This is a genomic window from Bacillus sp. JJ675, assembly GCF_036963165.1.
Classification (GTDB): Bacteria; Bacillota; Bacilli; order Bacillales; family Bacillaceae; genus Bacillus; species Bacillus glycinifermentans.
Genome location: NZ_JBALMR010000027.1, coordinates 16,563 through 38,989, shown reverse-complemented (window position 1 = coordinate 38,989; position 22,427 = coordinate 16,563). Strand labels below are relative to the sequence as shown.

General features: G+C 47.9%; 23 protein-coding genes and 3 pseudogenes. 6 read left to right on the top strand and 20 right to left on the bottom strand.

Features of this window, described 5'->3' with window-relative positions:
• The first annotated feature begins 165 nt into the window (after positions 1-165).
• Entirely contained in the window at positions 166-1,233 is a 1,068-nt protein-coding gene (locus V7126_RS07790) for an NAD(P)/FAD-dependent oxidoreductase (protein WP_046131632.1), read from the top strand.
• A gap of 206 nt (positions 1,234-1,439) precedes the next feature.
• On the opposite strand, the gene V7126_RS07785 is transcribed toward V7126_RS07790, so the two are convergent.
• The 3 genes from V7126_RS07785 to V7126_RS07775 form a co-directional block, all read right to left on the bottom strand.
• Positions 1,440-2,033: a dienelactone hydrolase family protein gene (locus V7126_RS07785; protein WP_335497458.1), complete on the bottom strand. Its 594-nt coding sequence runs from the start codon at positions 2,031-2,033 to the stop codon at positions 1,440-1,442.
• 63 nt (positions 2,034-2,096) lie between these two features.
• Positions 2,097-2,315, bottom strand: a complete 219-nt coding sequence (locus V7126_RS07780) for a hypothetical protein (RefSeq protein WP_202049493.1) — start codon at positions 2,313-2,315, stop codon at positions 2,097-2,099.
• Between the two features lie 5 nt (positions 2,316-2,320).
• The gene (locus V7126_RS07775; RefSeq protein WP_046131660.1) at positions 2,321-3,427 is read right to left on the bottom strand and encodes a Rap family tetratricopeptide repeat protein; all 1,107 of its coding nucleotides are present in this window, start codon (positions 3,425-3,427) and stop codon (positions 2,321-2,323) included.
• A gap of 244 nt (positions 3,428-3,671) precedes the next feature.
• Here V7126_RS07775 and V7126_RS07770 point away from each other — a divergent pair, with 244 nt between their 5' ends.
• Positions 3,672-4,160 carry a phenolic acid decarboxylase gene (locus V7126_RS07770; protein ID WP_065894769.1) on the top strand — a complete coding sequence of 163 codons (489 nt, stop codon included), beginning with the start codon at positions 3,672-3,674 and terminating at the stop codon, positions 4,158-4,160.
• Positions 4,161-4,181: 21 nt separating this feature from the next.
• On the opposite strand, the gene V7126_RS07765 is transcribed toward V7126_RS07770, so the two are convergent.
• Together V7126_RS07765 and V7126_RS07760 are read right to left on the bottom strand one after the other, a co-directional pair.
• Positions 4,182-4,454: a hypothetical protein gene (locus V7126_RS07765; protein WP_046131661.1), complete on the bottom strand. Its 273-nt coding sequence runs from the start codon at positions 4,452-4,454 to the stop codon at positions 4,182-4,184.
• Positions 4,455-4,549: 95 nt separating this feature from the next.
• The gene (locus tag V7126_RS07760) at positions 4,550-4,879 is read right to left on the bottom strand and encodes a YuzD family protein (RefSeq protein ID WP_046131636.1); all 330 of its coding nucleotides are present in this window, start codon (positions 4,877-4,879) and stop codon (positions 4,550-4,552) included.
• Between the two features lie 158 nt (positions 4,880-5,037).
• Between V7126_RS07760 and V7126_RS07755 the strand changes: the two are divergent.
• Positions 5,038-5,300: pseudogene (locus V7126_RS07755) on the top strand (NifU family protein).
• A gap of 41 nt (positions 5,301-5,341) precedes the next feature.
• On the opposite strand, the gene V7126_RS07750 reads toward V7126_RS07755, so the two are convergent.
• The 6 genes and pseudogenes from V7126_RS07750 to yutH all read right to left on the bottom strand — a co-directional run bounded on the left by V7126_RS07750 (position 5,342) and on the right by yutH (position 12,986).
• A complete protein-coding gene (locus V7126_RS07750) occupies positions 5,342-7,312 on the bottom strand; it encodes a S9 family peptidase (protein WP_046131637.1) in 1,971 nt (656 codons plus the stop codon).
• Positions 7,313-7,416: 104 nt separating this feature from the next.
• A pseudogene (gene thrB / locus V7126_RS07745) lies at positions 7,417-8,335 on the bottom strand (homoserine kinase).
• Entirely contained in the window at positions 8,332-9,390 is a 1,059-nt protein-coding gene (thrC, locus tag V7126_RS07740; protein ID WP_046131662.1) for a threonine synthase, read from the bottom strand. The pseudogene thrB and the gene thrC overlap by 4 nt, the downstream one beginning before the upstream one ends.
• Entirely contained in the window at positions 9,390-10,691 is a 1,302-nt protein-coding gene (locus tag V7126_RS07735) for a homoserine dehydrogenase (RefSeq protein ID WP_046131639.1), read from the bottom strand. Before V7126_RS07735 ends, thrC begins: the two co-directional genes overlap by 1 nt.
• Positions 10,692-10,920: 229 nt before the next feature.
• Positions 10,921-11,881 (bottom strand): annotated as a pseudogene (locus V7126_RS07730) (2-hydroxyacid dehydrogenase).
• A gap of 97 nt (positions 11,882-11,978) precedes the next feature.
• The gene (yutH, locus tag V7126_RS07725; RefSeq protein WP_046131641.1) at positions 11,979-12,986 is read right to left on the bottom strand and encodes a spore coat putative kinase YutH; all 1,008 of its coding nucleotides are present in this window, start codon (positions 12,984-12,986) and stop codon (positions 11,979-11,981) included.
• Between the two features lie 135 nt (positions 12,987-13,121).
• Here yutH and V7126_RS07720 point away from each other — a divergent pair, with 135 nt between their 5' ends.
• Positions 13,122-13,622: a phosphatidylglycerophosphatase A family protein gene (locus V7126_RS07720; RefSeq protein WP_046131642.1), complete on the top strand. Its 501-nt coding sequence runs from the start codon at positions 13,122-13,124 to the stop codon at positions 13,620-13,622.
• 50 nt (positions 13,623-13,672) lie between these two features.
• Here V7126_RS07720 and V7126_RS07715 read toward each other — a convergent pair whose 3' ends face one another.
• From V7126_RS07715 to V7126_RS07705, 3 genes are read right to left on the bottom strand one after another with little or no spacing between them, the layout of a single operon-like run.
• On the bottom strand, positions 13,673-14,443 hold the full coding sequence (locus tag V7126_RS07715) for a TIGR01457 family HAD-type hydrolase (RefSeq protein WP_335497455.1): 771 nt from the start codon (positions 14,441-14,443) through the stop codon (positions 13,673-13,675).
• A gap of 18 nt (positions 14,444-14,461) precedes the next feature.
• Positions 14,462-14,902: a DUF86 domain-containing protein gene (locus V7126_RS07710; protein ID WP_046131644.1), complete on the bottom strand. Its 441-nt coding sequence runs from the start codon at positions 14,900-14,902 to the stop codon at positions 14,462-14,464.
• A gap of 24 nt (positions 14,903-14,926) precedes the next feature.
• Entirely contained in the window at positions 14,927-15,202 is a 276-nt protein-coding gene (locus V7126_RS07705) for a YutD family protein (protein WP_003184977.1), read from the bottom strand.
• Between the two features lie 104 nt (positions 15,203-15,306).
• On the opposite strand from V7126_RS07705, the gene V7126_RS07700 reads away from it, so the two are divergent.
• The gene (locus V7126_RS07700) at positions 15,307-15,906 is read left to right on the top strand and encodes a YhcN/YlaJ family sporulation lipoprotein (RefSeq protein WP_335497424.1); all 600 of its coding nucleotides are present in this window, start codon (positions 15,307-15,309) and stop codon (positions 15,904-15,906) included.
• Positions 15,907-15,957: 51 nt separating this feature from the next.
• On the opposite strand, the gene lipA is transcribed toward V7126_RS07700, so the two are convergent.
• The gene (gene lipA / locus V7126_RS07695) at positions 15,958-16,854 is read right to left on the bottom strand and encodes a lipoyl synthase (protein ID WP_046131646.1); all 897 of its coding nucleotides are present in this window, start codon (positions 16,852-16,854) and stop codon (positions 15,958-15,960) included.
• 256 nt (positions 16,855-17,110) lie between these two features.
• On the opposite strand from lipA, the gene V7126_RS07690 reads away from it, so the two are divergent.
• Positions 17,111-18,094 (top strand): M23 family metallopeptidase, encoded by a 984-nt coding sequence (locus tag V7126_RS07690; protein ID WP_335497422.1) that lies wholly within the window; start codon positions 17,111-17,113, stop codon positions 18,092-18,094.
• A 27-nt stretch (positions 18,095-18,121) separates the two neighbouring features.
• Here the strand turns inward: V7126_RS07690 and yunB are convergent, their stop codons facing one another.
• The 5 genes from yunB to V7126_RS07665 form a co-directional block, all read right to left on the bottom strand.
• Positions 18,122-18,883: a sporulation protein YunB gene (gene yunB / locus V7126_RS07685; protein WP_335497420.1), complete on the bottom strand. Its 762-nt coding sequence runs from the start codon at positions 18,881-18,883 to the stop codon at positions 18,122-18,124.
• Positions 18,884-18,953: 70 nt separating this feature from the next.
• Positions 18,954-19,259: a YunC family protein gene (locus tag V7126_RS07680; RefSeq protein ID WP_046131663.1), complete on the bottom strand. Its 306-nt coding sequence runs from the start codon at positions 19,257-19,259 to the stop codon at positions 18,954-18,956.
• A 73-nt stretch (positions 19,260-19,332) separates the two neighbouring features.
• Positions 19,333-20,703, bottom strand: a complete 1,371-nt coding sequence (locus tag V7126_RS07675) for a bifunctional metallophosphatase/5'-nucleotidase (RefSeq protein ID WP_335497418.1) — start codon at positions 20,701-20,703, stop codon at positions 19,333-19,335.
• A 24-nt stretch (positions 20,704-20,727) separates the two neighbouring features.
• Positions 20,728-21,546, bottom strand: a complete 819-nt coding sequence (locus V7126_RS07670; protein ID WP_046131650.1) for a sulfite exporter TauE/SafE family protein — start codon at positions 21,544-21,546, stop codon at positions 20,728-20,730.
• A gap of 18 nt (positions 21,547-21,564) precedes the next feature.
• Positions 21,565-22,416 carry a DUF72 domain-containing protein gene (locus V7126_RS07665; protein ID WP_046131651.1) on the bottom strand — a complete coding sequence of 284 codons (852 nt, stop codon included), beginning with the start codon at positions 22,414-22,416 and terminating at the stop codon, positions 21,565-21,567.
• Between the last annotated feature and the right edge of the window lie 11 nt (positions 22,417-22,427).

Here is a 22,427-nt window from a genome sequence, read left to right as displayed (position 1 = left end):
GTTTTACTAATTCTGTTATCATGGTGTATTTGTAGGTTATTTTCCGAGAAATATTGTGATTTTGCATCAAATTAGATATAATTCTAGAGGGTATTTACGTAGTTTTTTATTTTTGCAATGTAAAAAGATAACTTACTTGAATCTGAGGGGAAAAGGGGAATTAGCATGAGAAACTTAGTCTTGCTTGGCGGCGGTTACGGCAATATGCGCGTCATGCACCGCCTGTTGCCAAATCAGCTGCCTGATGATGTGATGATCACCTTAATTGACAAAAACCCTTACCATTGTTTAAAAACGGAGTATTATGCGCTTGCTGCAGGAACGATTTCTGATCATCATATCAGAGTGTCCTTCCCGGATCACCCTAAATTGCAGATTGAATACGGCAATATTTCCGCTGTCGATTTGAAGCAAAAAAAAGTGCTGTTTCATGACAGAGAGCCGATTTCCTACGACGATGCAGTGATCGGCCTCGGCTGTGAGGATAAATATCACAATGTTCCCGGAGCGGCTGAATATACGTACAGCATTCAAACGATCGACCAATCCCGCAGCACGTACCAGGCGCTCAACAATTTATGCGCTGAAGCGACCGTTGCTATCGTCGGGGCAGGACTTAGCGGCGTGGAACTCGCAAGCGAATTGAGAGAAAGCCGGGAGGACTTGAATATTATCCTCTTTGACCGGGGGGAATTTATTTTGTCCAGCTTCCCTACCCGGCTCAGCAAATATGTTCAAAGCTGGTTCGAAGAGCACGGGGTCAACATCATTAACCGCGCCAACATTACAAAGGTGGAGGAAGGCATCGTTTACAACCACGATGATCCGATTCGCGCCGATGCGATTGTCTGGACCGCCGGCATCCAGCCGAATCAGATTGTCCGCGACCTCGACGTGGAAAAGGATGCACAGGGCCGCGTCGTCCTGACGCCGCACCACAATTTGCCGGGAGATGAGCACGTCTATGTCGTCGGCGATTGTGCAAGCCTTCCGCACGCCCCAAGCGCACAGCTTGCCGAGGCACAAGCGGAACAAATCGTCCAGGTCCTTGAATGGCGCTGGAAAGGCGAAGCTCTTCCTGAAACGATGCCGAAATTCAAGCTGAAAGGCGTCCTCGGCTCGCTCGGGAAAAAAGCCGGCTTCGGATTGGTAGCTGAACGACCGCTGATCGGAAGGGTTCCGCGCCTGTTGAAATCCGGGCTGCTGTGGATGTATAAGCATCATAACGGATAAGGTTTCGCGGGATTTTTAATTCAGGCAAAAAGAGCTCATCTGTCATGATGAGCTTTTTTTTGCAGGCCGTTCAGCGGCTCTTTCCCTTCAGTCATTCGTTTTACTTATTGTTTTGCAATGTAACGCTTTTCAATCATTCTAAAGCTTATTTCCGATCAGCGCTAAACACGGCCCGCATATTCAGTTTTTTCATATCAATCCATTCATCACAATCCCTTTAAAAAGCGCATCATGTGCCCGAAAGCGGTTTGTGCAGACTGCCGATCGTATGTCATGGAATACGGATCGGCAAATCCGTGCAAGCCCGCTAATTTGTGCGTCTCTATCCCTTTTTCTTTTAACGCAGCTCGCAATTCATCAACGCAAAATGACCGCTCCTCTTCTGGAAAAAACAGCATCACCGGGCATGCAGGCGTCATGTCCAAGTAATCTCTTATACGGGAGCCGTAGTATCCGACCATTCCGCTGACATGGTCTTCTTCACTGCACAGCCAGGCTGCCGTCGCCCCCACGCTGAAACCGACGATGATCACTTTTTGATATCTGTTTTTCAATTGACTGATGATCGTTTTTATTTTTTGGGAGGCGTCGACAAAACCGACATTCTCTGTGAAGTGTGTGTATGCGGCTTTCTCGTCGGCATAATCGAATGTTGTTTCCTGATTGAATACATTCGGGCAAAACACGTCAAAGCCATAATCAGAAAGCGCTCGCCCAAAATCCAATATATGCCGGTTTACGCCGTATATTTCGTGCAGTACGATGATGGCTGAATCGGAATTTTTCTGGAAATGCATCATATTGTAAAGGCCTCCCGTTACCTCAAAAAAAGGCGCCGTGAAGGCACCTCAAAATGGACGGCGTCAGCTTAATGCCGGTTTTGCAGTTTTTTCTTTGACAGGATCGGCTGATGCAGTTCCTGTGAAGCGATCAAGAAATATCGCTCTTCCTGCAAGCTGCTTTGTGGATGAATGCTCAAGAAAAATGGCTCGTCCGGCAAACTCGGCGTTTCCTTTTGGTTGGGGCACAAAGCTGGCTGCGGCAAGGCTGGCGACAACGGCCGCCGACACGGCGGCAAGCATCTTCTTCACTTTAACTCCTCCGTTCTTTTCAGGATTTGGTCTCTTGCATGATGAGACTCTTCAAAGTATTCGGCCGCATGTTTTGCATCACCATTTTTTTTATAGAAAAGCGCAATGTCCAATGTTAATTCTGCTATATCCGTCCAAAGATTAATCGTTTTGAGGTATTCTAAAGCATGTTCGACTGTAAGCGAATCGTGTTCATCATACAGAGCATGGATAAGTCTAAATTTCGACAAATATTCCCTTTCTCCTGCTTTTTTTGCACGAGAAAAACCTTTTTTATACCATTCGCGGGCTTCATGAAAACGTTCTGATTTGTACAGGACATGCGTCAATTCAAACATGGAGTGGATTCCGTATACAGATTCTTCATGATCTTGCAGGCGAAGCGCCTCCTTAAAGTGCGTTTCCGCCATGTTGAGAAGGTCGCGGCTGACGCAGCTCAACCCTAAATTGTGATGAGCCATGCCGATGAGGGTGTTATTTTCGATCTGTGTTGCGTCTTTTAAAGCCTGCTTGTAGTGTTTTTCCGCTTCGTCAAAACGAAATAAATCGAGTTTATTCGCACCTAAAATCATTTCGCTGCTTATCGCTTTTTGAATATAGTCATCATGCGTTTTGAAGGTTTTTAAGGCAGCTGTCGCGTGGTTTAAGGAGAAGAAATTTTGTTTGATTTGGTAGTAGGCGACCGCCATTTTGTAGTGGAATTCGGCATTTTCGATCTGATCGGGGATTTTTCTGAGCTTGTTCTCTGCGAGTTTGTAATAATTGATCGCATTTGTGTAGTCCTTTTTATGAAATTCGTACATGCCGGCAAAAAAGAAAAAATAGTATTCGATCATGTCGTCCGTGCTTTGCATATCTGCTTTTTGATGCTGAATGTCTTCAAACAGCCTGTTTGAGGCGGCAAATTCTTCTGTCAGCAGCTTATGCCGGTAGTCTAAAAGGTTAAAATAGAGCAGCAAATCTTGATTTTCCTCCATGTTCGGAAGCTGATTCTCGATGTCATACTTTATGGAGACCGCCTGGGATATTTCATGGCGCTTGATCATGACGTACCATTGATTCAGCATTTTGGCGACTTCTTCATACGCAATTTTTGTTTTCAATCGATTATCATTCCCTTCTTCTTTATTCATTTTCCTTTTTATGGGTTGTCTTTCATTTTACAGAATCGAGCATTTTTTGACAATCCATTTTTCTAAATATTAGCAAAATTTCCTAATATCACTTATAATTCTTTTCCATCACTTAATTTTTGACAATATCATAAGCGATGCTTTAAACTTATATATGTAAAGTGTTACATGTTTATATTTACATTGAAAAGGAGCTGTTCATATGAATCAGGATGTGCAAGATTTTGTCGGAAGCCACATGATCTATACTTATGAAAACGGCTGGGAGTACGAAATTTACATTAAAAATGATCATACGATCGATTACCGCATTCACAGCGGCATGGTTGCAGGCCGCTGGGTCCGGGATCAGGAAGTCAACCTCGTCAAACTTACTGAAGGCGTGTACAAGGTATCTTGGACAGAACCGACAGGCACTGATGTTTCGCTGAACTTTATGCCAAAAGAAAAACGCATGCACGGCATCATTTTCTTTCCAAAATGGGTTCACGAACGCCCGGACATTACCGTCTGCTACCAAAACGATTATATTGATTTAATGGAAGAGTCCCGTGAAAAATATGAGACATATCCAAAATACGTCGTTCCTGAGTTTGCGGACATCACGTTTATGGAAAACGCAGGCGCAAATAATGAAGAACTGATTTCCAAAGCGCCGTATCCAGGAATGACGGATGACATTCGCGCCGGAAAACGGGTGTAAACATGAGGCTGAAGGATCCCTTCAGCCTTTTTTATATAAGGACTGGACTTTTGACAAATCGTTCAGCAGCGCTTTAATGTCCGCCTGTGACAAAGGTACAAGCATTTGGTCGTAAAGGGTGATGATCTGCCCGTCTGCTTCATCTTCATGCTGCTTCAAATATTGCTGCAAGGCTTCAAGCTGGTTTTCCTTTAAACTGGTCTGCGTGTGGAACTGCTTAACTTTTTTAAGAGAAAAGACGTTCATCTCCTGATCAAAATCACCGGAGACGATCTGCCCTTCGATGAAAGACATGTGTACCACTCCTGCACGTTTTTCATCAGTTTGCCCGTTTTTCTCAAAAAAGAGCCATAAAAAAAACAGCAAGGTTATGACACCCTTGCTGTTTTTTATATCGCCGGCTTATATCCCTGCTTTTCCATTTCCTTATACACGTCCTTCAGCTTCGGATTTCCTTCGCCGACGACTTGGTCACCGACGAGGACCAACGGATAGAAGTATTCGTCATTTAATATTTTTTGCGTTATCTCCAGTTTTTTCGGATCATTCTCAGGAGGCTGATGAATATCGATGTACGTAATCGTGAACGGCTGGCCGGGATACTTTCTTTTGAGTGCGGCTTCGAGCCATTCGTACGTTTCTTTTGATGACGGAAGGTTCACACAGCTCGGACAAAGAACATCTGCGCCGTAAACAAAAAGTTCGGCTTGTTTTGTCATATCAACACGCTCCTTTCCCTTTTTTTATTTTAGTCTATTTTCGCCCCGCTCTCCATAAAAATCGTTTTTTGTCTTTGGGGGCAAATATGATATAATAGGTGGGAAAACGCTGAAACTAAACAATAGCTTTTTATTGTTCGACTGAATATAATGGTTGTATGATTTGAAAGGAGCGATATGAATGGCGACAGAAGTCGAAATGAAAGAACAGGTGCAGGAAGTGCTGGACAAACTTCGTCCGTTTTTGCTTCGTGACGGCGGTGACTGCGAGCTTGTCGACGTTGAAGACGGCATCGTAAAGCTTCGTCTTCTCGGCGCATGCGGAAGCTGCCCGAGTTCCACGATCACGCTTAAAGCCGGAATCGAGCGCGCGCTCTTGGAAGAAGTTCCGGGCGTTATTGAAGTAGAACAAGTATTTTAATAGCAAAAAGGCTGCCAAACAAAAGTGGCAGCCTTTTTTATTTACAAGTGGCTGTCAAACCATCCGGCGATATATTGCAGCCGCTTGATGCGCTGCTTCGGGTGGCCGCTTCGCGACAAGTCGTGGGACGCGTTCGGAAATCTGACAAACTTTACGTTCTTCCCCATTTTTTTCAGCGCTGTAAACAGCTGTTCAGCCTGTTCAATCGGACATCTGTCATCGCGTTCGCCGTGAAGGATCAAAAGCGGGGTTTCAACCCTTTCGGCATATTTCAGCGGCGAACGGTCCCATAGTTTGTCCGGATCTTCAAAAAGGTCTGCTCCAAGCTGCCAATCCGTGAAAAAGTAGCCGATGTCGCTTACGCCGTAAAAGCTGACCCAGTTGGAAATCGACCTCTGCGTCACCGCGGCTTTAAAGCGGTTCGTATGGCCGACGGCCCAGTTTGTCATAAAGCCGCCGTAGCTTCCGCCTGTGATTCCGAGTCTGTCCTGATCAATAAAATCGTGATGCGCGAGAACATGGTCAACGGCTGCCATGACATCGCCGAAGTCTCCGCCTCCGTAGTCGCCTCTCACTTTGTTGACGAAGTCCTGGCCATAGCCGTGGCTTCCCCTCGGATTGACATAGACGACTGCGCTGCCTTTGGCGGCGAGCACTTGAAATTCGTGAAAATAGGCGTTCGCATACATCGCGTGCGGTCCGCCGTGAACCTCTAAAATGAGCGGATATTTTTTTCCTTCCTCAAAGCCGGCCGGCTTCATCAGCCACCCGTGCACCATTAAGCCGTCGGCCGTCTCAAATTGAAATTCTTCAGGTGTTGAGATGATGTGCTCCTTAACGAAATCCTCATTGGCATCCGTCAGGCGCTTCGCTTTATCTTCGCCCAATGCAATATCATACAGCTCACTCGGCCAAACGGGCAGGGCGATCGAAGCGGCAAACCCCGTTTCATCCGGACGGAGGCTGAATCCGTTCAGATGCTCTTTTTCCAGGCGGACCGGGTAGGCGAGGCCTTCTGTTGATATGTAATAAATGCCCGTTGCTCCCTGATCGGTCCCGATCACGTAAAAACCGTTGCCATCCTTCGTCCAAGCCGGTTTTGGCAGTACACCTCCGACAAGGCTGTCCCCTGCGACCGCATCGTTTAAATGAACGTCAAGCATCTCGGTTAGGCATGTCAGCTCGTCTTTTTCAAAATCGTACATCCAGGCTTTATCAAGCGTCGCATTTTGGAACTCTTTTTCGTGCCCTAAAAAGGCAAGGCGTTTTCCGTCAGGAGAAAAAGACAGGGATGAAAAGATCCCGTTTTGTCCCGTCAGGCGTTTGAGCTCTCCGCTTGACAGCGTCATCAAGTAGACGTCGTTTACACGGTTGTCATCTTCTTCGGTCAAATTGGCGCAAAAAGCGATTTTCTCCCCGCAAGGTGAAAACGCATGGCTGACATGATCCCTTTCGCATGCGGTGATTTGCTTCATGTCCCCCGTTTCGATCTGGACGAGGACAAGCTGCGTATATTTCCCCCTTTTAAAGCCCTGCCCGTCTGCTTTATATGTTAAGGAATCGACTTCCAATGGTTCGTGGTCTTCGATTTCGGGCTTTTTTTCGTCTTTGACGCTTTCGGTTTTCGTCAGCTTGACAGAGCAAAGCAAGTATTTTCCGTCGGGCGACCATTCAGGCTGCACGACGTCATAAGGAATGTCTGTCACTTTTTTCGCTTCGCCTCCAGCCGTATGGATCACATATACCTGTGACGAATCATCCCGGTTTGATGTAAATGCGAGCATCCTGCCGTCAGGCGACCATCGCGGATGCTGATTTCTTCCTGTTCCGAACGTCCATTGCGCCGTTTCCTCTGTTTCGGTATCAAAGACCATGATATGCGCATCATACGAATCTTGTTTTTTGTTCACTTTTGTTTGTACATAAGCGAGTTTTTTGCCGTCAGGCGAATATTGGGGATCTGTAACCGATGCGAGCCTCGTAATGTCTGCTTCCGTTATGAGCTGCTTCAATCGCGATTCTCCTCTCTTGTTCAGTGTCTATACTCTATTTCGACTTCCTAAATAAAAATCCTTGTTTTCCCGGCAAACTAAAAAAGAGCCTGTAAAAGCTCTTTTTAGTCGGCTGGGGATGCGCTTTTCACCGGTTTTCTTTCGACGGCTGCTCCTGTGTCCGGCACATGGAGGCAGTCGACTTCACAATGCGGAAACTTTGACGCGAGCCTGGCTTTCAGTTCTTCTCCTTTTCCTTTTTCAATAAAGGAGAGAATCGTCGGTCCCGCGCCGCTCAAAGCCGTTCCATATGCGCCGCACAACCCGGCTTCATGCTCGACCTTGGCAAGTTCGGGAACGAGCGCCCTCCTGTACGGCTGATGAAAAAGGTCTTTTTTCATCATGTGTCCGACGAGGTGCCAGTCCTTTGACATGAGCCCGGCCACAAGCAGATTGCTGACTGCACTTGCCTCGACCGCTTTTGAAAATGTGAGGCTTTCCGGAAGAACGTCCCGCGCATCTTTTGTCAGAACTTCGTAAAAAGGAATGACAACGACGACATCGATGTCTACGTCCTTGATCGAGACAAGCTGTGTCTCGTCCTTCTCGTGAAGTCCGATGACAAGGCCTCCTGAAAGCGAAGCCCCGGCATTGTCGGGATGTCCTTCTTCAAGGCTTGCAAAATGCAGTTTATCGCGTACAGACAGCTTTAAGTCAGCCAGTTCGTTTGCAAGCTCCACGGCAGCGGCAATCGCAGCCGCACTGCTGCCGCGCCCGCGGGCAAGCGGGATGTCGCNNGCACGGCGAAAGCTCTTTTCCAAAATGGGCGGCAGTCCGCTTGGCTACTTGATAAATCAAATTTTCCGTTCCGGCGGGTATACCTGCCACGATGTCTGTTTCAGCTTCAAACCGCCACTCGTCACAAGGAAAAACAGACAGCTTTAAATAGCGTGATAGCGCCATTCCGACTGAATCAAAACCCGGACCCAGATTGGCAGTACTTGCCGGAACCGTAATGGAAATCAGCATGTCAGCCTCTGTCATACACGTGCGGCTCCTTTTAAGTGCTCAAGAATTTTTTCCTCATCTGTCGGCAGTGTGACCGGTTTGATGTTTGAGACATCGATGGCTGTATTTGGATCTTTCAGGCCGTTTCCGGTTAAGACGGCAACGACTTTTGCCCCCTGCTGAATTTCTTTCGTTCTCAGCTGCTTCAGCACGCCGGCGACTGACGCGCAGGAGCCCGGCTCGGCGAATACGCCCTCTTCCCTCGCCAACAGCCGGTAAGCGGAGAGGATTTCCTCATCTGATACTTCATCGATTTTTCCGTTTGATTCGTTTGCCGCATTGACCGCCTTGTCCCAGCTTGCCGGATTTCCGATTCGAATCGCCGTCGCAACGGTTTCCGGATTTTCTATCACCCTGTTTTTTACGATCGGAGCAGCGCCTTCCGCCTGAAAGCCGCGCATGACGGGCAGACCTGTGCCGTGTTTTTCATGGTATTCTTTAAAACCTTTCCAGTATGCCGTAATATTTCCCGCATTCCCCACCGGAATCGCAAGGATATCAGGGGCGGTGCCAAGCTGCTCGCAGATTTCGAACGAAGCCGTTTTTTGCCCTTCGATCCGGTAAGGGTTTACGGAGTTCACCAATGCAATCGGCTCTTTTTCACAAATGCTGCGGACCATTTTCAAGGCATCGTCAAAGTTACCGTCGATTGCGATGATTTCAGCCCCGTACATGACGGCTTGAGCCAATTTTCCAAAGGCGATTTTTCCGTCCGGAATGATGACGATGCACTTCATGTTGGCGCGGGCCGCATACGCCGCAGCGGCAGCTGACGTGTTTCCCGTCGAGGCGCACATGATCGTATCATTGCCCTCTTCCTTCGCTTTAGCAACAGCCATCACCATCCCGCGGTCTTTGAAGGAACCTGTCGGGTTGACGCCTTCGGTTTTCACATAAAGCTCGATGCCGAGCTTTGCAGATAAGTTTTTCAAGTGAATGAGCGGCGTGTTTCCTTCGTTCAATGTCAGCCCCGGCGTCTTGTCTGTTACAGGAAGATAGTCTTTATATTGGTGAATGAGTCCTTTCCACATTAGCTCCAACCGTTCCCTTCTACTCGATAAGTACTTTTGACCTGATGAACGACTTCAAGATCGTCCAGCTTTTTCAAAATGTCTGAGAAATCTTCTTCAGACGTATGATGCGTGACGATGACGATTTCAGCCAGGTCGTCATTGTCTTTGATCGGAAGCTGCAGGATCTTTTCAAAGCTGACCCCTCTTTCCGAAAAAATCGCGGTGATTTTTGAAAATGAGCCGACCTGGTCTTTGACATGGATTCTTAAAAATTGCTGGGCAAAAATTTCAGCAGGCGACTTCATTTTTTTCTCAAACTGCGGATCGACAAAGCTGCGGCCGTTTACACCGAGGCGCATGTTTTTCATGACGGACACCAAATCTGAGACAACGGCGGTTGCAGTCGGCATGCTGCCCGCCCCCGGTCCGTAAAACATCGTCTCTCCGACGGCTTCCCCGTATATGTAGACCGCATTGAATTCGTTGTGAACCGAAGACAGCGGATGATGATCGGGAAGCAATGTCGGCTGAACGCTGACTTCGACTTTTTGGCCGTCGCGCTGGGCGATGCCGATCAGCTTCATCGTATAGCCGAGCCGTTTGCTGAAGTTGATGTCTTCATCAGATACCTGGGAAATCCCCTTTACTTTAACGTCTTCAAGGTCGACATTCATGGAAAAGCCGAGCCTTGCCAAAATCGCCATTTTCCTTGCGGCATCTAAGCCTTCCACATCGGCGGTCGGATCAGCTTCCGCGAAGCCGAGCCGCTGCGCTTCCTTCAGCACCTCTTCGTATGGGGCCTTTTCTTTGTTCATCTTCGTCAGGATGAAGTTGGTTGTTCCGTTGACGATTCCCATCATTTTCGTGATTCTGTCTGAAGCAAGGCCGTCCTCAAGCGTCCGTAAAATCGGGATTCCTCCGGCAACGCTCGCCTCAAAATAAAGGTCGCAGCCGTTTTCCTTTGCCGCAGCTAAAAGCTCTGACCCGTAAAGGGCAATCAAATCCTTATTCGCCGTCACGACGTGTTTTTTTGCGCGGAGAGCGTCAAGCAAATACCGCCTCGTCTGTTCGATGCCCCCGATGACCTCGATGATGACATCCACTTCCGGATCTTCTATCACATCATAGGCTTCCGTCGTCAAAACCTCTTTGGGAAGCTCGACATCTCTTTTTTTATCTTTATCTTTAACTAGCACTTTTTGGATGGTGACAGGGCATCCGACCTGATGCACCAGTTTGTCCTGATGATCCTGGATGATTTTCACCACCCCGCTCCCGACTGTTCCTAAACCAAGAAGCCCGACTCGTATCGCCTTCACTAAAATTCCACCTTTCTATCCGATCGTCCATTCTAAAAGGACATTTGTAATTGCAACGCAGACATTTGAGTTACAAACATTATAATGGGGGATTTTTGTTTTGACAAGATGACGATTGCTGAAAAATGGCGTTTGTAAACGCTTTAGTTTCTGATATAATAAGATTCTATATATTCAGAAATATTTTTGTAAGAAAATCTTCCGGACTAAAAAAGCCGGAAGAGGAGAGCTAAATCTCCGTTTTCACCGGTTTGCCGCTCAGGACGAGCGCAATATTTTCCGCACAAAGCCTCATCATTTCTTCCCTCGTTTCTCTGCTGGCGCTTCCGATATGAGGAAGTGCGGTCACCTGCGGGAGACCGACGAGCGGATGTTCCTTTGAAATCGGCTCTTCGGCAAAGACATCAAGGCCTGCACCGGCGATTTCGTTGTGAATGAGCGCATCATACAGATCCCGTTCATCGACGACCTGTCCTCTTGACATTGATGAAAATTGCGCTTTTCTTCATCTTTTGAAAAGCTGAACGGTTAAACAGATGCTTCGTCTCCTCTGTCAGCGGCGTCAGGCACACGACAAAGTCGGCTTGTCCAATGAGCTCATCAAACGGTGCGTAAGAAGCGCCCAGTTCTTTTTCAGCTTCGGGATTTCGTTTCCGGTTGTGGTACAAAATATTCATGCCAAAGCCTTTTGCCCGCCTTGCCACAGCCCGTCCGATGCTTCCCATGCCGACGATGCCGATCGTTTTATGATGCACATCGGCGCCTGCCAGCAAAAGCGGTCCCCAGCCCGTCCATTTTCCTTGCTTGATCCAGTCGCTCGCCTCAATGATTCTGCGCGCTGCCGCAAGCAACAATGCAAAGGTTAAATCGGCGGTCGACTCCGTCAATACATCCGGCGTATTGCAGCAGATCACGCCCCGTTTTCTTGCTGCTTCCACATCGATATTGTCAAATCCGACCGCCAAGTTGGCGACCGCTTTTAATCGGGGGGCTTTTTGCAAAAGCTCCGCATCGATCCGGTCCGACAGCATCGTCAAAAGCCCGTCGGCCGTTTTTGCTTTTTCAAGCAGGACGTCCCGCGGACACGGCTCATCCTCTTTTTCCCACATCTCGATATCAGCCAGTTCTTTTAATGGAGAAAGCTGTTCTTCGGGTAATTTCCTCGTCACGTATACAAACGGTTTGTCCATTGTGCCACGTTCCTTTCTAAGAGCTGATTTCTTTTAGCATATCGAAAAAGGCGGCAAAAGTTAAGAGCCTCATGCGACTAAGAAAGAACACCCCGCCTTAAGGTGTCCTTTTCAGCCAATTGACGGAAGGCATGACAGCCAATCCTCCCGATCTTATGCTGACCATCTCCTGAAATCCGCTCAGAAACCGTTCATACGCCGGCACCTGGGACAATAGATGGTCGAGCTTGTTCTCATAATAGTGGTGCTCTGATTCAGGAGAGATATAATAGCCTTCAACCGTTTCAAAGTAATGAAGCGGAAACAGGAGCCTGCTGTACATGAGCCGCTTTGAAAAGGAAGAAAGCGGACTGACCTGTTCATATTGCTGAAGAAATAGCATCACCTCATTGAGATCGCCTTTTTGCTGAAACAGGCTTCTGGCGTATTCTGCAAGATCCCGTGCCGCATGATCAAACACCCATTCTACGGGAACCTTGACCAAAGGCTCCTGCTTCCATGTCTCACAGGTGAGGCGCTGCTGGCAGATCGTCCCGGAATCAGCAGCCTGGGGCTTGTCATCTAATTCGGTATCTGCCAAATATTGAATGGCGTTTTCCGTTAAGCCGAGATAATAAGGGAACGATTCGATAAACCGTTTTTCAAAAGGCTGCAATGGCTGTGACTGCGATTTTTGAATCCAGAACTGCTCGAGCTGGTCGAGGCGTTTCCCCCACAATTCTTTCCACTGGCCGATCCTTGTCGTTTCTTTTACTTCATAAGGATAGCCCCTCCCCTTTTGATGAAATTCGGCGAGCTCCGTACCGAACGGAAAAGACCGGTTCGTAAAACGGGGCGCCGCTTGAAGCAGCACATATGCCGTTTTTCCGTCCCTAAAAGTCATCTCCCCGTCCTTTGTGAACAAAAAAGAGGAAACGTATGGGTCGCGCTGTTCTTGCAAATACTGACTCATGTAATACAGCTCCGCAAGTTCGGCTTGGCTTAAATGGGAAACTGGGGCGATCAAGAACATGGAATTGGGTGTTTGAAAAGTCTGATAAGAGAGATATGACGAAAGTTCGCGAATGTGGATTCCGAATTTTTCTTTGATCAAATCTTTCACCATACAACACTCCTTTAAAAAATGGCCTTCTACACATCGTAATCCATCTAGAAGCCATTTATGAGTGAAAACGTTCTAAAATCGTTACGTTTTGCAGGACGTTTGTATACACTAAGTAAAAAAGATTGGGTGAACACGATGCCGGAAAACAACAGCATGCACAAAATAGAATCAGCAGCAAAAGAGTGGCTTGAAAAACGGGGCGTCAAGATTTCCGAGATTGCGGATCTTGTCTACCTTTTACAAAAGAAATACCATCCTGACATTACAAAAGAAGAATGTGAAGCGAATGTCAGCCGGGTCTTGAAGAAGCGCGAGGTTCAAAACGCCGTGCTTACCGGTATTCAGCTCGATATGCTGGGAGAGCAGAAAAAGCTGTTGGAGCCTCTGCAATCCTTAATTGAGACAGATGAAAGCCTTTATGGCGTCGATGAAATTTTGTCTTTTTCGATCATCAATTTGTACGGCTCGATCGGTTATACCAATTACGGCTATATCGATAAAATAAAGCCCGGGGTGCTCGCCCGCTTAAACGACAAGTCAACGGGGGAATGCCATACCTTTTTGGACGACATCGTCGGCGCCATTGCGGCCGCGGCCTCAAGCAGGCTCGCGCACCGGGCGAAAGACGCCGAATAAAGCCCCCAAAAAAACACTTGCCTTCTTACAAGGGCAAGTGTTTTTCATTTTTAGATGCGGTCCATCCATTCTGTAAGCGATTCGACCGTGTAAGTCGGCTTTTTGGCGTAAGCTTCAAGGTGTTCTTTTTTCGTCACTCCTGTATGGACAAGAAGCGTATCCATTCCGGCATTCATGCCGGCCATAATATCGGTGTCATAGTTGTCGCCCACCATCAGCGTCTCGCTGATGTCAGTTCCGAGGACTTTCATCGCCTGCTCCATAATGATCGGCTCAGGCTTTCCGATAAAAATCGGCTCTGTGCGGGTTGACACGGTCAACACTGACGTCAATGACCCGTTTCCAGGCAAAAGGCCTCTTTCGGTCGGAATCGCAATATCGCCGTTCGTTGAGATAAACGTCGCTCCGTTCCGAATCGCCAGACAGCCGACGGCAAGCTTTTCGTATGTAATGCCGCGGTCGATGCCGACGACGACAAAGTCGGCGTTTTCCCCGCCGAACGCCAGGCCTTTTTCTTCGATGGCCCGGCGGATTCCTTCTTCTCCGATCACATATACGGAAGCATCCGGCTTTTTCTCGGCGATGAAGTTCGCCGTTGCCATGCTTGTCGTAAACACCTGCTCTTCCGTTGCCGGAATATCAAAAGATACAAGCTTGTCCGCCACCTGTTTCGGCGTGCGCGATGAATTGTTCGTCACGAATAAGTATGGAATGTCCCGCTCCTTCAGCTTTTTCACGAATTCGCAGGCTTCGTCGATTTTTTCCGTTCCTTTGTACATTGTTCCGTCTAGATCGATTAAATATCCTTTGTATGTTTTCATGTGTTACACTCCAGTTTATTAATGCGGTTTAAATGCTGATACAGGTCCGAGCTCATTGTTTAAATAATCGCGGATACGGACGGGAAATGCCTCAAGCGCTTCCGCGTGCGTTTTCAGCAAGTTTTCCAATTCCCCGTGGCTGACATTCAAGTAATCCTGAACGAGCGCTTTCCGGCAGGCGATCAGCTGTTTCAGATCTTCGCCTTCCGTTTGACTGACGACCTTCTCATCAGCCAGTATATCCATGATGTCGTCATAGCTTCCCGGATCTCTCATAATGAAGCCGTCAATCATATCGTTTCCTACGTCCAGGATACTTTCGATCAGCGTATGACCGATCCTTTCAAGCGCTTTTTTTTCGATGTCTGACGCCCATTCAGTCTGCTTATGAAACAGCCGGAGCTGTTCTTCAAAAAAATTCAGCGTGTTTTCAATTTTGTTTCGATCGACAAAATACATAGCGGCATCCCCTTTTATGACCGATTATTTTCGCAAGCGTTTCAACACAAAATACGCACAGCCGAAATTGCAGTATTCGTAAATATATTCATCAAGGGTGCTGATTTTTGTATCAAAGGTCGCCTTTTGATTTTGATCATCAAAAAAGCCTTTCAGCCTCAGCTGGCTGTATCCCCAGTCCCCGACAATGTAGTCGTATTTATTTAAAATATCGGAGTATCTTGCTTTAAACGCTTCTTCATTAAATCCGTTTTTCACATCTTTGACGACTTCAAATGCAGCGTTCTGAACGACAATCATTCTTTTTCACCTCTTTTATATGATAATTCAAACACCAGCCGCCATCAATTGCTAAGAATAAATCTTCCTCTTTGGAAAAGCTATAGATAAGGAGGAAATGCAGGATGAAAACAAAAATGCTTTTAACCATTTTGCTGCTGGCTCCGCTGGCCGGATGCCAGCAGGCTTTAAAAGATCCGAATCACAAAGATATTTATGATGAAGACGGCAACACCGTCCATGTCGCTGATCGGAACCGCCAGTACAACCAAAGCTTCAGAAACGATGATCGAAAAGGCAGGTTCGGTTATGCGCGCCATCAGGCGACTCCAGTTAAAAACAAAGATAAAACACAGGCGCCAAAAATCAACAGGGAAGAGATGGCCCATATTATATCTAGTTTAACGGTTCAGCTTCCCAATATTCAAGATGCCTCGGCGCTTGTAACGGATGAAGAGGCGCTTGTCGTCTACCGGACAGGTTCAAAGCGGCGCGAGGAAACCGCAGATCAGGTGAAAAAAACGGCGGCCTCCGTCGTTCCGAGATATTACCATATCTATATATCGGACAATCCGAATTTGATGCAGTCCATCGCCAACTTCAGCTCGCTCGGCTCCAATTCAAGAAACGTCGATCAGCTGATGGCCGATACGATCGAGGAAATGAAAAAATCGCCTCAAGGAAGCGTTTCGACGGACGGAAAAGGAAAAAACGCCGAATCCTAGCGCACGAAAAAAACGCCAGATATTCTGGCGTTTTTAATTTGGCCGAGACAATCAGGCATTGGCCTGCCGTTTTTTGGACGCTTCATTGACCTGTTCATCGGCATGGTAGGAAGAACGGACAAGAGGCCCTGCTTCACAGTGGCTGAAGCCTTTTTCCATGGCGATCTCTTTCAGTTCGGCAAATTCATCAGGATGGTAGTATTTCTGTACTTTCAAATGCTTTTTGGACGGCTGCAAATATTGGCCGATCGCCATAATGTCGACGTTGTTGGCCAGCAGGTCATCCATCGTTTCAATGATTTCTTCTTTTGTTTCGCCAAGACCGATCATGATGCTCGATTTCGTCGGGATATCGGGCTGCATTTCTTTGGCGCGGCGCAAAAATTCCAAAGATCGTTCATATGTAGCTCTTGCACGGACTCTCGGCGTCAGCCTGCGGACCGTCTCAATGTTGTGATTCAAAATGTCCGGCCGGGCATCCATCAGCATTTTTAAATTATCGTAGTCTCCGCCCATATCGGAAGGAAGAACTTCAATTGTCGTAAAAGGATTTTTTCTCCGGACGGCGCGCACGGTTTCTGCGAATACGCCAGCTCCCCCGTCCTTCAAATCGTCCCGGGCGACGGCTGTAATGACCGCATGCTTCAGATTCATGAGACTGACGGAATCTGCGACGCGTTCCGGTTCTTGCAAATCAAGCTCTGTCGGCAGGCCGGTTTTCACCGCACAAAAGCGGCAGGCTCTCGTACAGACGGATCCGAGAATCATAAACGTTGCAGTCCGTCTGACCGCCCAGCATTCGTGAATATTCGGACATTTCGCCTCCTCGCACACCGTATGCAGGTTGTTTTCTCTCATTAATTTCTTAAGGCCCGTATAGTTTTTATTCGTATTAAGCTTTATTTTCAGCCATTCGGGCTTTCTGAGGTGTTCGTCTTTCTTTGCCAATTCCATCAACTCCACTCGTGGATAGTAATCAAGTTTTGCTGCGAAAATGTAAGGACTTGGGCGATGGATTTCGTCCCTTGCCATTTGGAACCGCTTAAAAAACTTAAAAACTTGTCTTTAGTCACTTTAACATACGACAGATTTGCGGACAAGGCATTGATTTTTTGCAATATCGAATTGTTAACATTTTCTTATTATCGTTTCTACCGTTTGTCGCACACTATACACAATTAAACGGAAAGGAGCCAATGATACTGTGAAAGTCGTATTATCCGTTCTCATTCTCCTTTTAGTCATCGTTCAGCCTTGCGCTTTGGGAAAGGAACAGACAGCGTCAGTTCTAAAAAAAAGGATGGCGCTTTACCATAGAGCGGAAGCTGCGACCCAAATCCCCTGGTACGTTTTCGCTGCCGTTGATCAATACGAAATCAACATTCGCAAGAACCGCAAAGACCTGCCGAAAAAAAAGGGGTATACAGGGATCTACATTCCGCAGGACATCTGGAGCGGTCCTGAAAATCCAAACCAAAATGATACATCTCCGCTCAGCATTAAGGTATTTGACGGAATCGGAATGGACGGCAATGGAGACGGCCGGGCGGAAGCTGATAATGACGAAGATGTCCTGTATACGTTCGGCAAATATTTGACGACATATGGAAACGATCTCGCAAACATCCGCATCGGGCTGTGGGAGTTTTATGAAAGGGATCAGTCGGTCGGCATCATTACGGGATTTATCAAACTTTTTCGCAAATACGGCCACATTGATTTAGGCGCGCACGCGTTTCCCCTCCCCATCCGGTCGGATTACAGCTACAGAAGCACGTGGGGAGACGCCCGCGGCTTCGGGGGCAGGCGCATCCACGAAGGAACCGACCTGTTTGCCCATCACGGAGTTCCGGTTCGGTCGACATGCTACGGAATCATCGAAATGAAAGGCTGGAACCGCTTTGGCGGTTGGAGAATCGGAATCAGGGACATCCATAATACGTATCACTACTTCGCCCATCTGAACGGATTCAGCAAAGGTTTAAAGGTCGGGCAGATCGTCGAGCCCGGCCAGGTGATCGGCTCCGTCGGAAACACCGGATACGGGCCGCCGGGCACATCGGGAAAGTTTCCGCCCCATCTCCACTACGGCATGTACAAGGACAACGGCAGAAGCGAGTGGTCATTTGATCCGTATCCTTATTTAAAAGCATGGGAGCGAAAAGAGCTCAGGCAGAGGAAAAAATAAAAACATCCCGTTTTCCCCGGGATGTTTTTACTCTTTTTCATCGGCTTTTTCGCCTTTGGAAGGAATTTGGATCGACGGGGACGTCTGGCTTCCGCTGCCGCTGTAGAAATCGGGCACATCTCCGTGTATCGCCTGAATCGTCGCCGGTATCGTATTTTTGACAACCGCCGTCTTTGTCGCAAACGGAATGACGACCCTCACCTTTACTTCGACAAGCACGCCGATGTTAATTAAGGCGTTGTTAATCCCGTAAGGCTTGACGCTCTCTTTCACGTCTGTAAAGACGTCTCCGACGATGTTGAGGCGCACGGGAATTTTTGGACCGAGGTTTCCGAGCAGCGAGTTGCCGGTGGTCTGGCCGAGGGGAATTTGATAAATGACGCCGGCATCCCGCCCTTTCTTCGTTTTTGCTGAAGAATTAAACTCTTCTGTTTCGGTTTCCTGAAGATTGTGATGAAGCGCTTTTGTAATTTTGCTTTGCATATCCTTAACAACGTGGGAGTTAAAATCGACCGTCGTTACTTTTCCGTTTTCGCTTGTTTTCATCTCGATCATGTTCTGTACATTTTTATCTTTGCTAATATAGCTTTCGACCGCTTCCTGGATGGCGTGCATCGCAATTCTGTTCGTTTCCATTTCCGCAATGTTCAACAGCGTCGGCTTGATCGAGGAGTTGATGATCAATAAGCTGACCGTTGTTGAAAATATAAATATCACAAAAGAAAGGAGCATGACATACCGAAAAGGCAAAGGTCCTCTTTTAGAAAGAGGGCCGCGAAATCTCCGCAATGCAAAATCCCCCCTTACATCACAATGTGTATGCTTGTAAGAGGGGATATACGCTTCAAACAGACAACTTTTATTCCGCCATTTTTAAAAGCGCCTCTTTGCCGCTCATGCCGGCGTGTATCCCGAGCTCTTTTGCCGCGTCTGTAACCGATTCGAGCGGGGCGCTGAGAAGCTCATCGATCGTGCGGACGCCGACTGCTCTTGCGGCGACGATTTTCCGTTCCTTTAATTTATCATTCAGCAGGGCGACATCAAGCGCCCCGCACATAATATATCCATGATCGGTCGTTACCGCCATAAAGTTCGTTTTCGGCAGTTTGACGGTTACAGCGATAAACGGCCGGTCTTCGATTATAACCGGAGTTACATTCACCACTTTCAACCCCCCCTTTACCATTAGTGTATGGCGAAAGCGGGGGACTTGTTCCGGTTTACCCGAAGAAGCTTTTTCAACGATCGCCTCGGCATGTCTTATCCAGCTTCCAGGCCAGGAGGTCCCGCAGGAATTCCGGCATGAAATACTCGATGTCACAGGCATCGCGAATCGCAGGGAAAAGGGTCCCGAGCGTAAACATGTCAATGGTTGCGAGCGTATACGTGCTGCCCGGCTCGATTTCGGCTCCGGCGACCGCGAGCTTTTCTGCATCAAGACCGGAGTACATCATTTTTCCCATCACCTTTCCCCGGAAGCCGAGGCCTTTGATATGAAGCTGCTCCATTTCCTCTGCGGAAGCCTGGAGTACGGTTTCCTTCAATTCGGTTCCCGTCAGCTTCACTTTGACCGGGTTGATCGGATGCGGACAAATACGGTGGATGTCGCCTCTAGTCACAGGTCCGGCTGAAAGGGAGCCGAGCAAAATTCCGGCATTGACCATGCCGATTTCGGCATTACACCATTCCTTAAGCGCATCGGCAAGCATTTGGGGCAGAGCTGAAGCTTGAAACCATTCGGCTGTAATCGGATGATCCAATTGAGCCACTTCCTCCCGAAGCACAGTCCGGCCTTGCTCCATTTTTCCCATGAGGAAAGCAGACGTTTCCTCCGATTCTCCATTCCAATCTGAAGTCTTCTGTACACTCGCTTTTTTTTCGAAAACGGTCCTCCTGTCAAGATCAACCGTCAGTTCGACATGGCCGGCATAGTTTCCATACTTTTCGGCGCAAGCGAGCAAAACGCCGTTTTTCATCATGCCGTCCTCCAGCAAATGGTGTGTGTGGGAACCGAGGATCAGATCGATTTCGGGAAACCTCTCCGCTACCTTTTGATCGTCCAGGATGCCCAAATGAGAAAGAAGAATCGTGATGTCGGCTTTTCCTTTGACCTCTTTCAGTACCCGGGCGATGCTTTCAAAGGCGTCGGTTACTTTCCAATCGAGCTGTGCATAGATCGGATAATACGGGACCGTCACGCCGAGTACGGCGATGGTGATTCCGCTCTTTAGCGTTTTGATCCAATACGGCTCTGCCCATGACGGCCTGTTTCCGCTTGTATCAAACAGGTTGGAAACGATGACCGGAAACTCCGCATGACGATAAAGCGCATCAAGCTCCTCGTGCGGGAGCGTGATTCCTTCATTGTTGCCGATCGTGACCGCGTCATATCGCAGACGATTCAAAAGCTCCACATTCGCTTTTCCGAAAGTTGCTTCAGATATCGGGTGAAATCTGTCGACATGGTCGCCGATATCAAACAGAAGCACTTCCTCGTCTTCCGCTGTGTGTTTTTGCCTTTGTTTCCCGATGTAATCAACGATGGCCGGCCAGTTTTCAAAATGGCTGTGCAGATCATTTGTATGATAGATATGGAGCTTTTCCCGCATGCAAATCTCTCCCTAACGTATAGACTAAAATGCGCCTTGATAGATAAGTCTGAGTCCGACCAGAATCAGAACGAGCCTCATGATGAAAACGATCGTTTTCGATTGCATCTTTCTATTGATAAAGGCGCCGAGCTGCCCTCCGAACCAGGCGCCCGGAATGAGCGCCAAAGCATAAAGCCAGTTGACATGGCCGCTTATAACGTGGCCGGCAGATCCCGCAATCGAAGAAAGGAAAATGATAAACATCGATGTGGCGACTGCGACCCGCGTCGGAATTAAAAACAGGAGCATCATCGCCGGCACCATTAAAGAGCCTCCGCCGATTCCGAATAAACCGCCGAGGAAACCGACGAAACACGCGATTGCGATTCCTGCCCAAGGCTGGTAGGAATACGTGTAATCGTTCCCCTCGTCATCTTTAAACGTTCTGATGATGCCGGCGTGCTTCTTGTCCAACGGCTTCGCTTTTTTCTTGATCATGAGCGACAAAGATATCAAAATCATAAATATTCCAAACCAGAGGGAAAACGAATCCGTGCTGAAATATTTTGACACATGGGCGCCGATAAGGCTTCCCGGTCCAGATCCGATAAAAAAAAGAAGCCCGCTCTTATAATCGACGGTTTTGTATTTCATATAAGCGATCGTCGAAGACAGGCCCGTAAAGATGATGACAAAAAGCGAAGTGCCCACCGCCATTTGGGGCGTAACGTGGTGAAATAACCCCGTAAAGCCTGACAAAAAAAGCAAAGAAGGAACGATGACAATCCCGCCTCCAAGGCCGACGAGACTGCCGATGGTTCCCGCGATCAAACCGAGTATGATCAGTATAAAATATTCCATGAATAAGTCCTTCTTTCTTTAGCTGAATAAATCGAGCTGCCTTGGCGTAAGCCCTTGATATTCAAGGCCGAGCAGCTCCATCATTTGTTTTCCGTTCGCGGCCGCATCGCCGCCTGAATTGTTGTTGAACAGCACGTAAAGATCTTTCGACTGCCGCTTTAAAAGTTCCAGGTTTTTCGTCCAATCTTTCAATTCCTGTTCATTATATAAATACAAATATCTGACTTCCCGCCAGTTTTGCCCCGAAGACGGCCGGGCCCAGCCCTCCTTATTGCGGCCGTGAAAACGGACGAGCGTCTTTTCGCTGTCTGTCGCATGAAGAACGGTCGGAACGCTCCCTTCCCCGATCTGCGGTTCATCGCAAATGCTGTGTATCCAGCCTTGTTCTGTCATAAAGGAAAGCGTCTTATCGCGGAATTGGGGCATGAACCATGACCTGTGCCTGAATTCAAGGGCACACGGCACGTCCCCCATTTTCTCCCTGCACCACCTTAAGTAATTGACGTTTTCTTTTCTGCAGTCAAACCAGGGCGGAAACTGGAAAAGAACCATCGCCAGCTTCCCGGCTTTTATGTAAGGGGCGAGCGACAGTTTAAAGGCGTCAAACATCTCATCCTTTGAATCAAAAGGAATGTCGCCGCGCTGATGGCCGGTCATTCCCTGATAGGCTTTTATGACAAATTGAAAGGACTCCGGCGTTTCTTTTACCCATTTTTCGTTGTTTTTTTCGGGCTGGATTGCGTAAAAGCTTGCATCAAGCTCGACGATCGGAAAATGGGACGAATAGTGCAGCAGCTTTTTTTGGCTGTTTGTCTTGGGCGGATACAGGCTGTCATGATCCCCCCATCCGGTTAATCCGATATAAATCAATCTCGTTCACC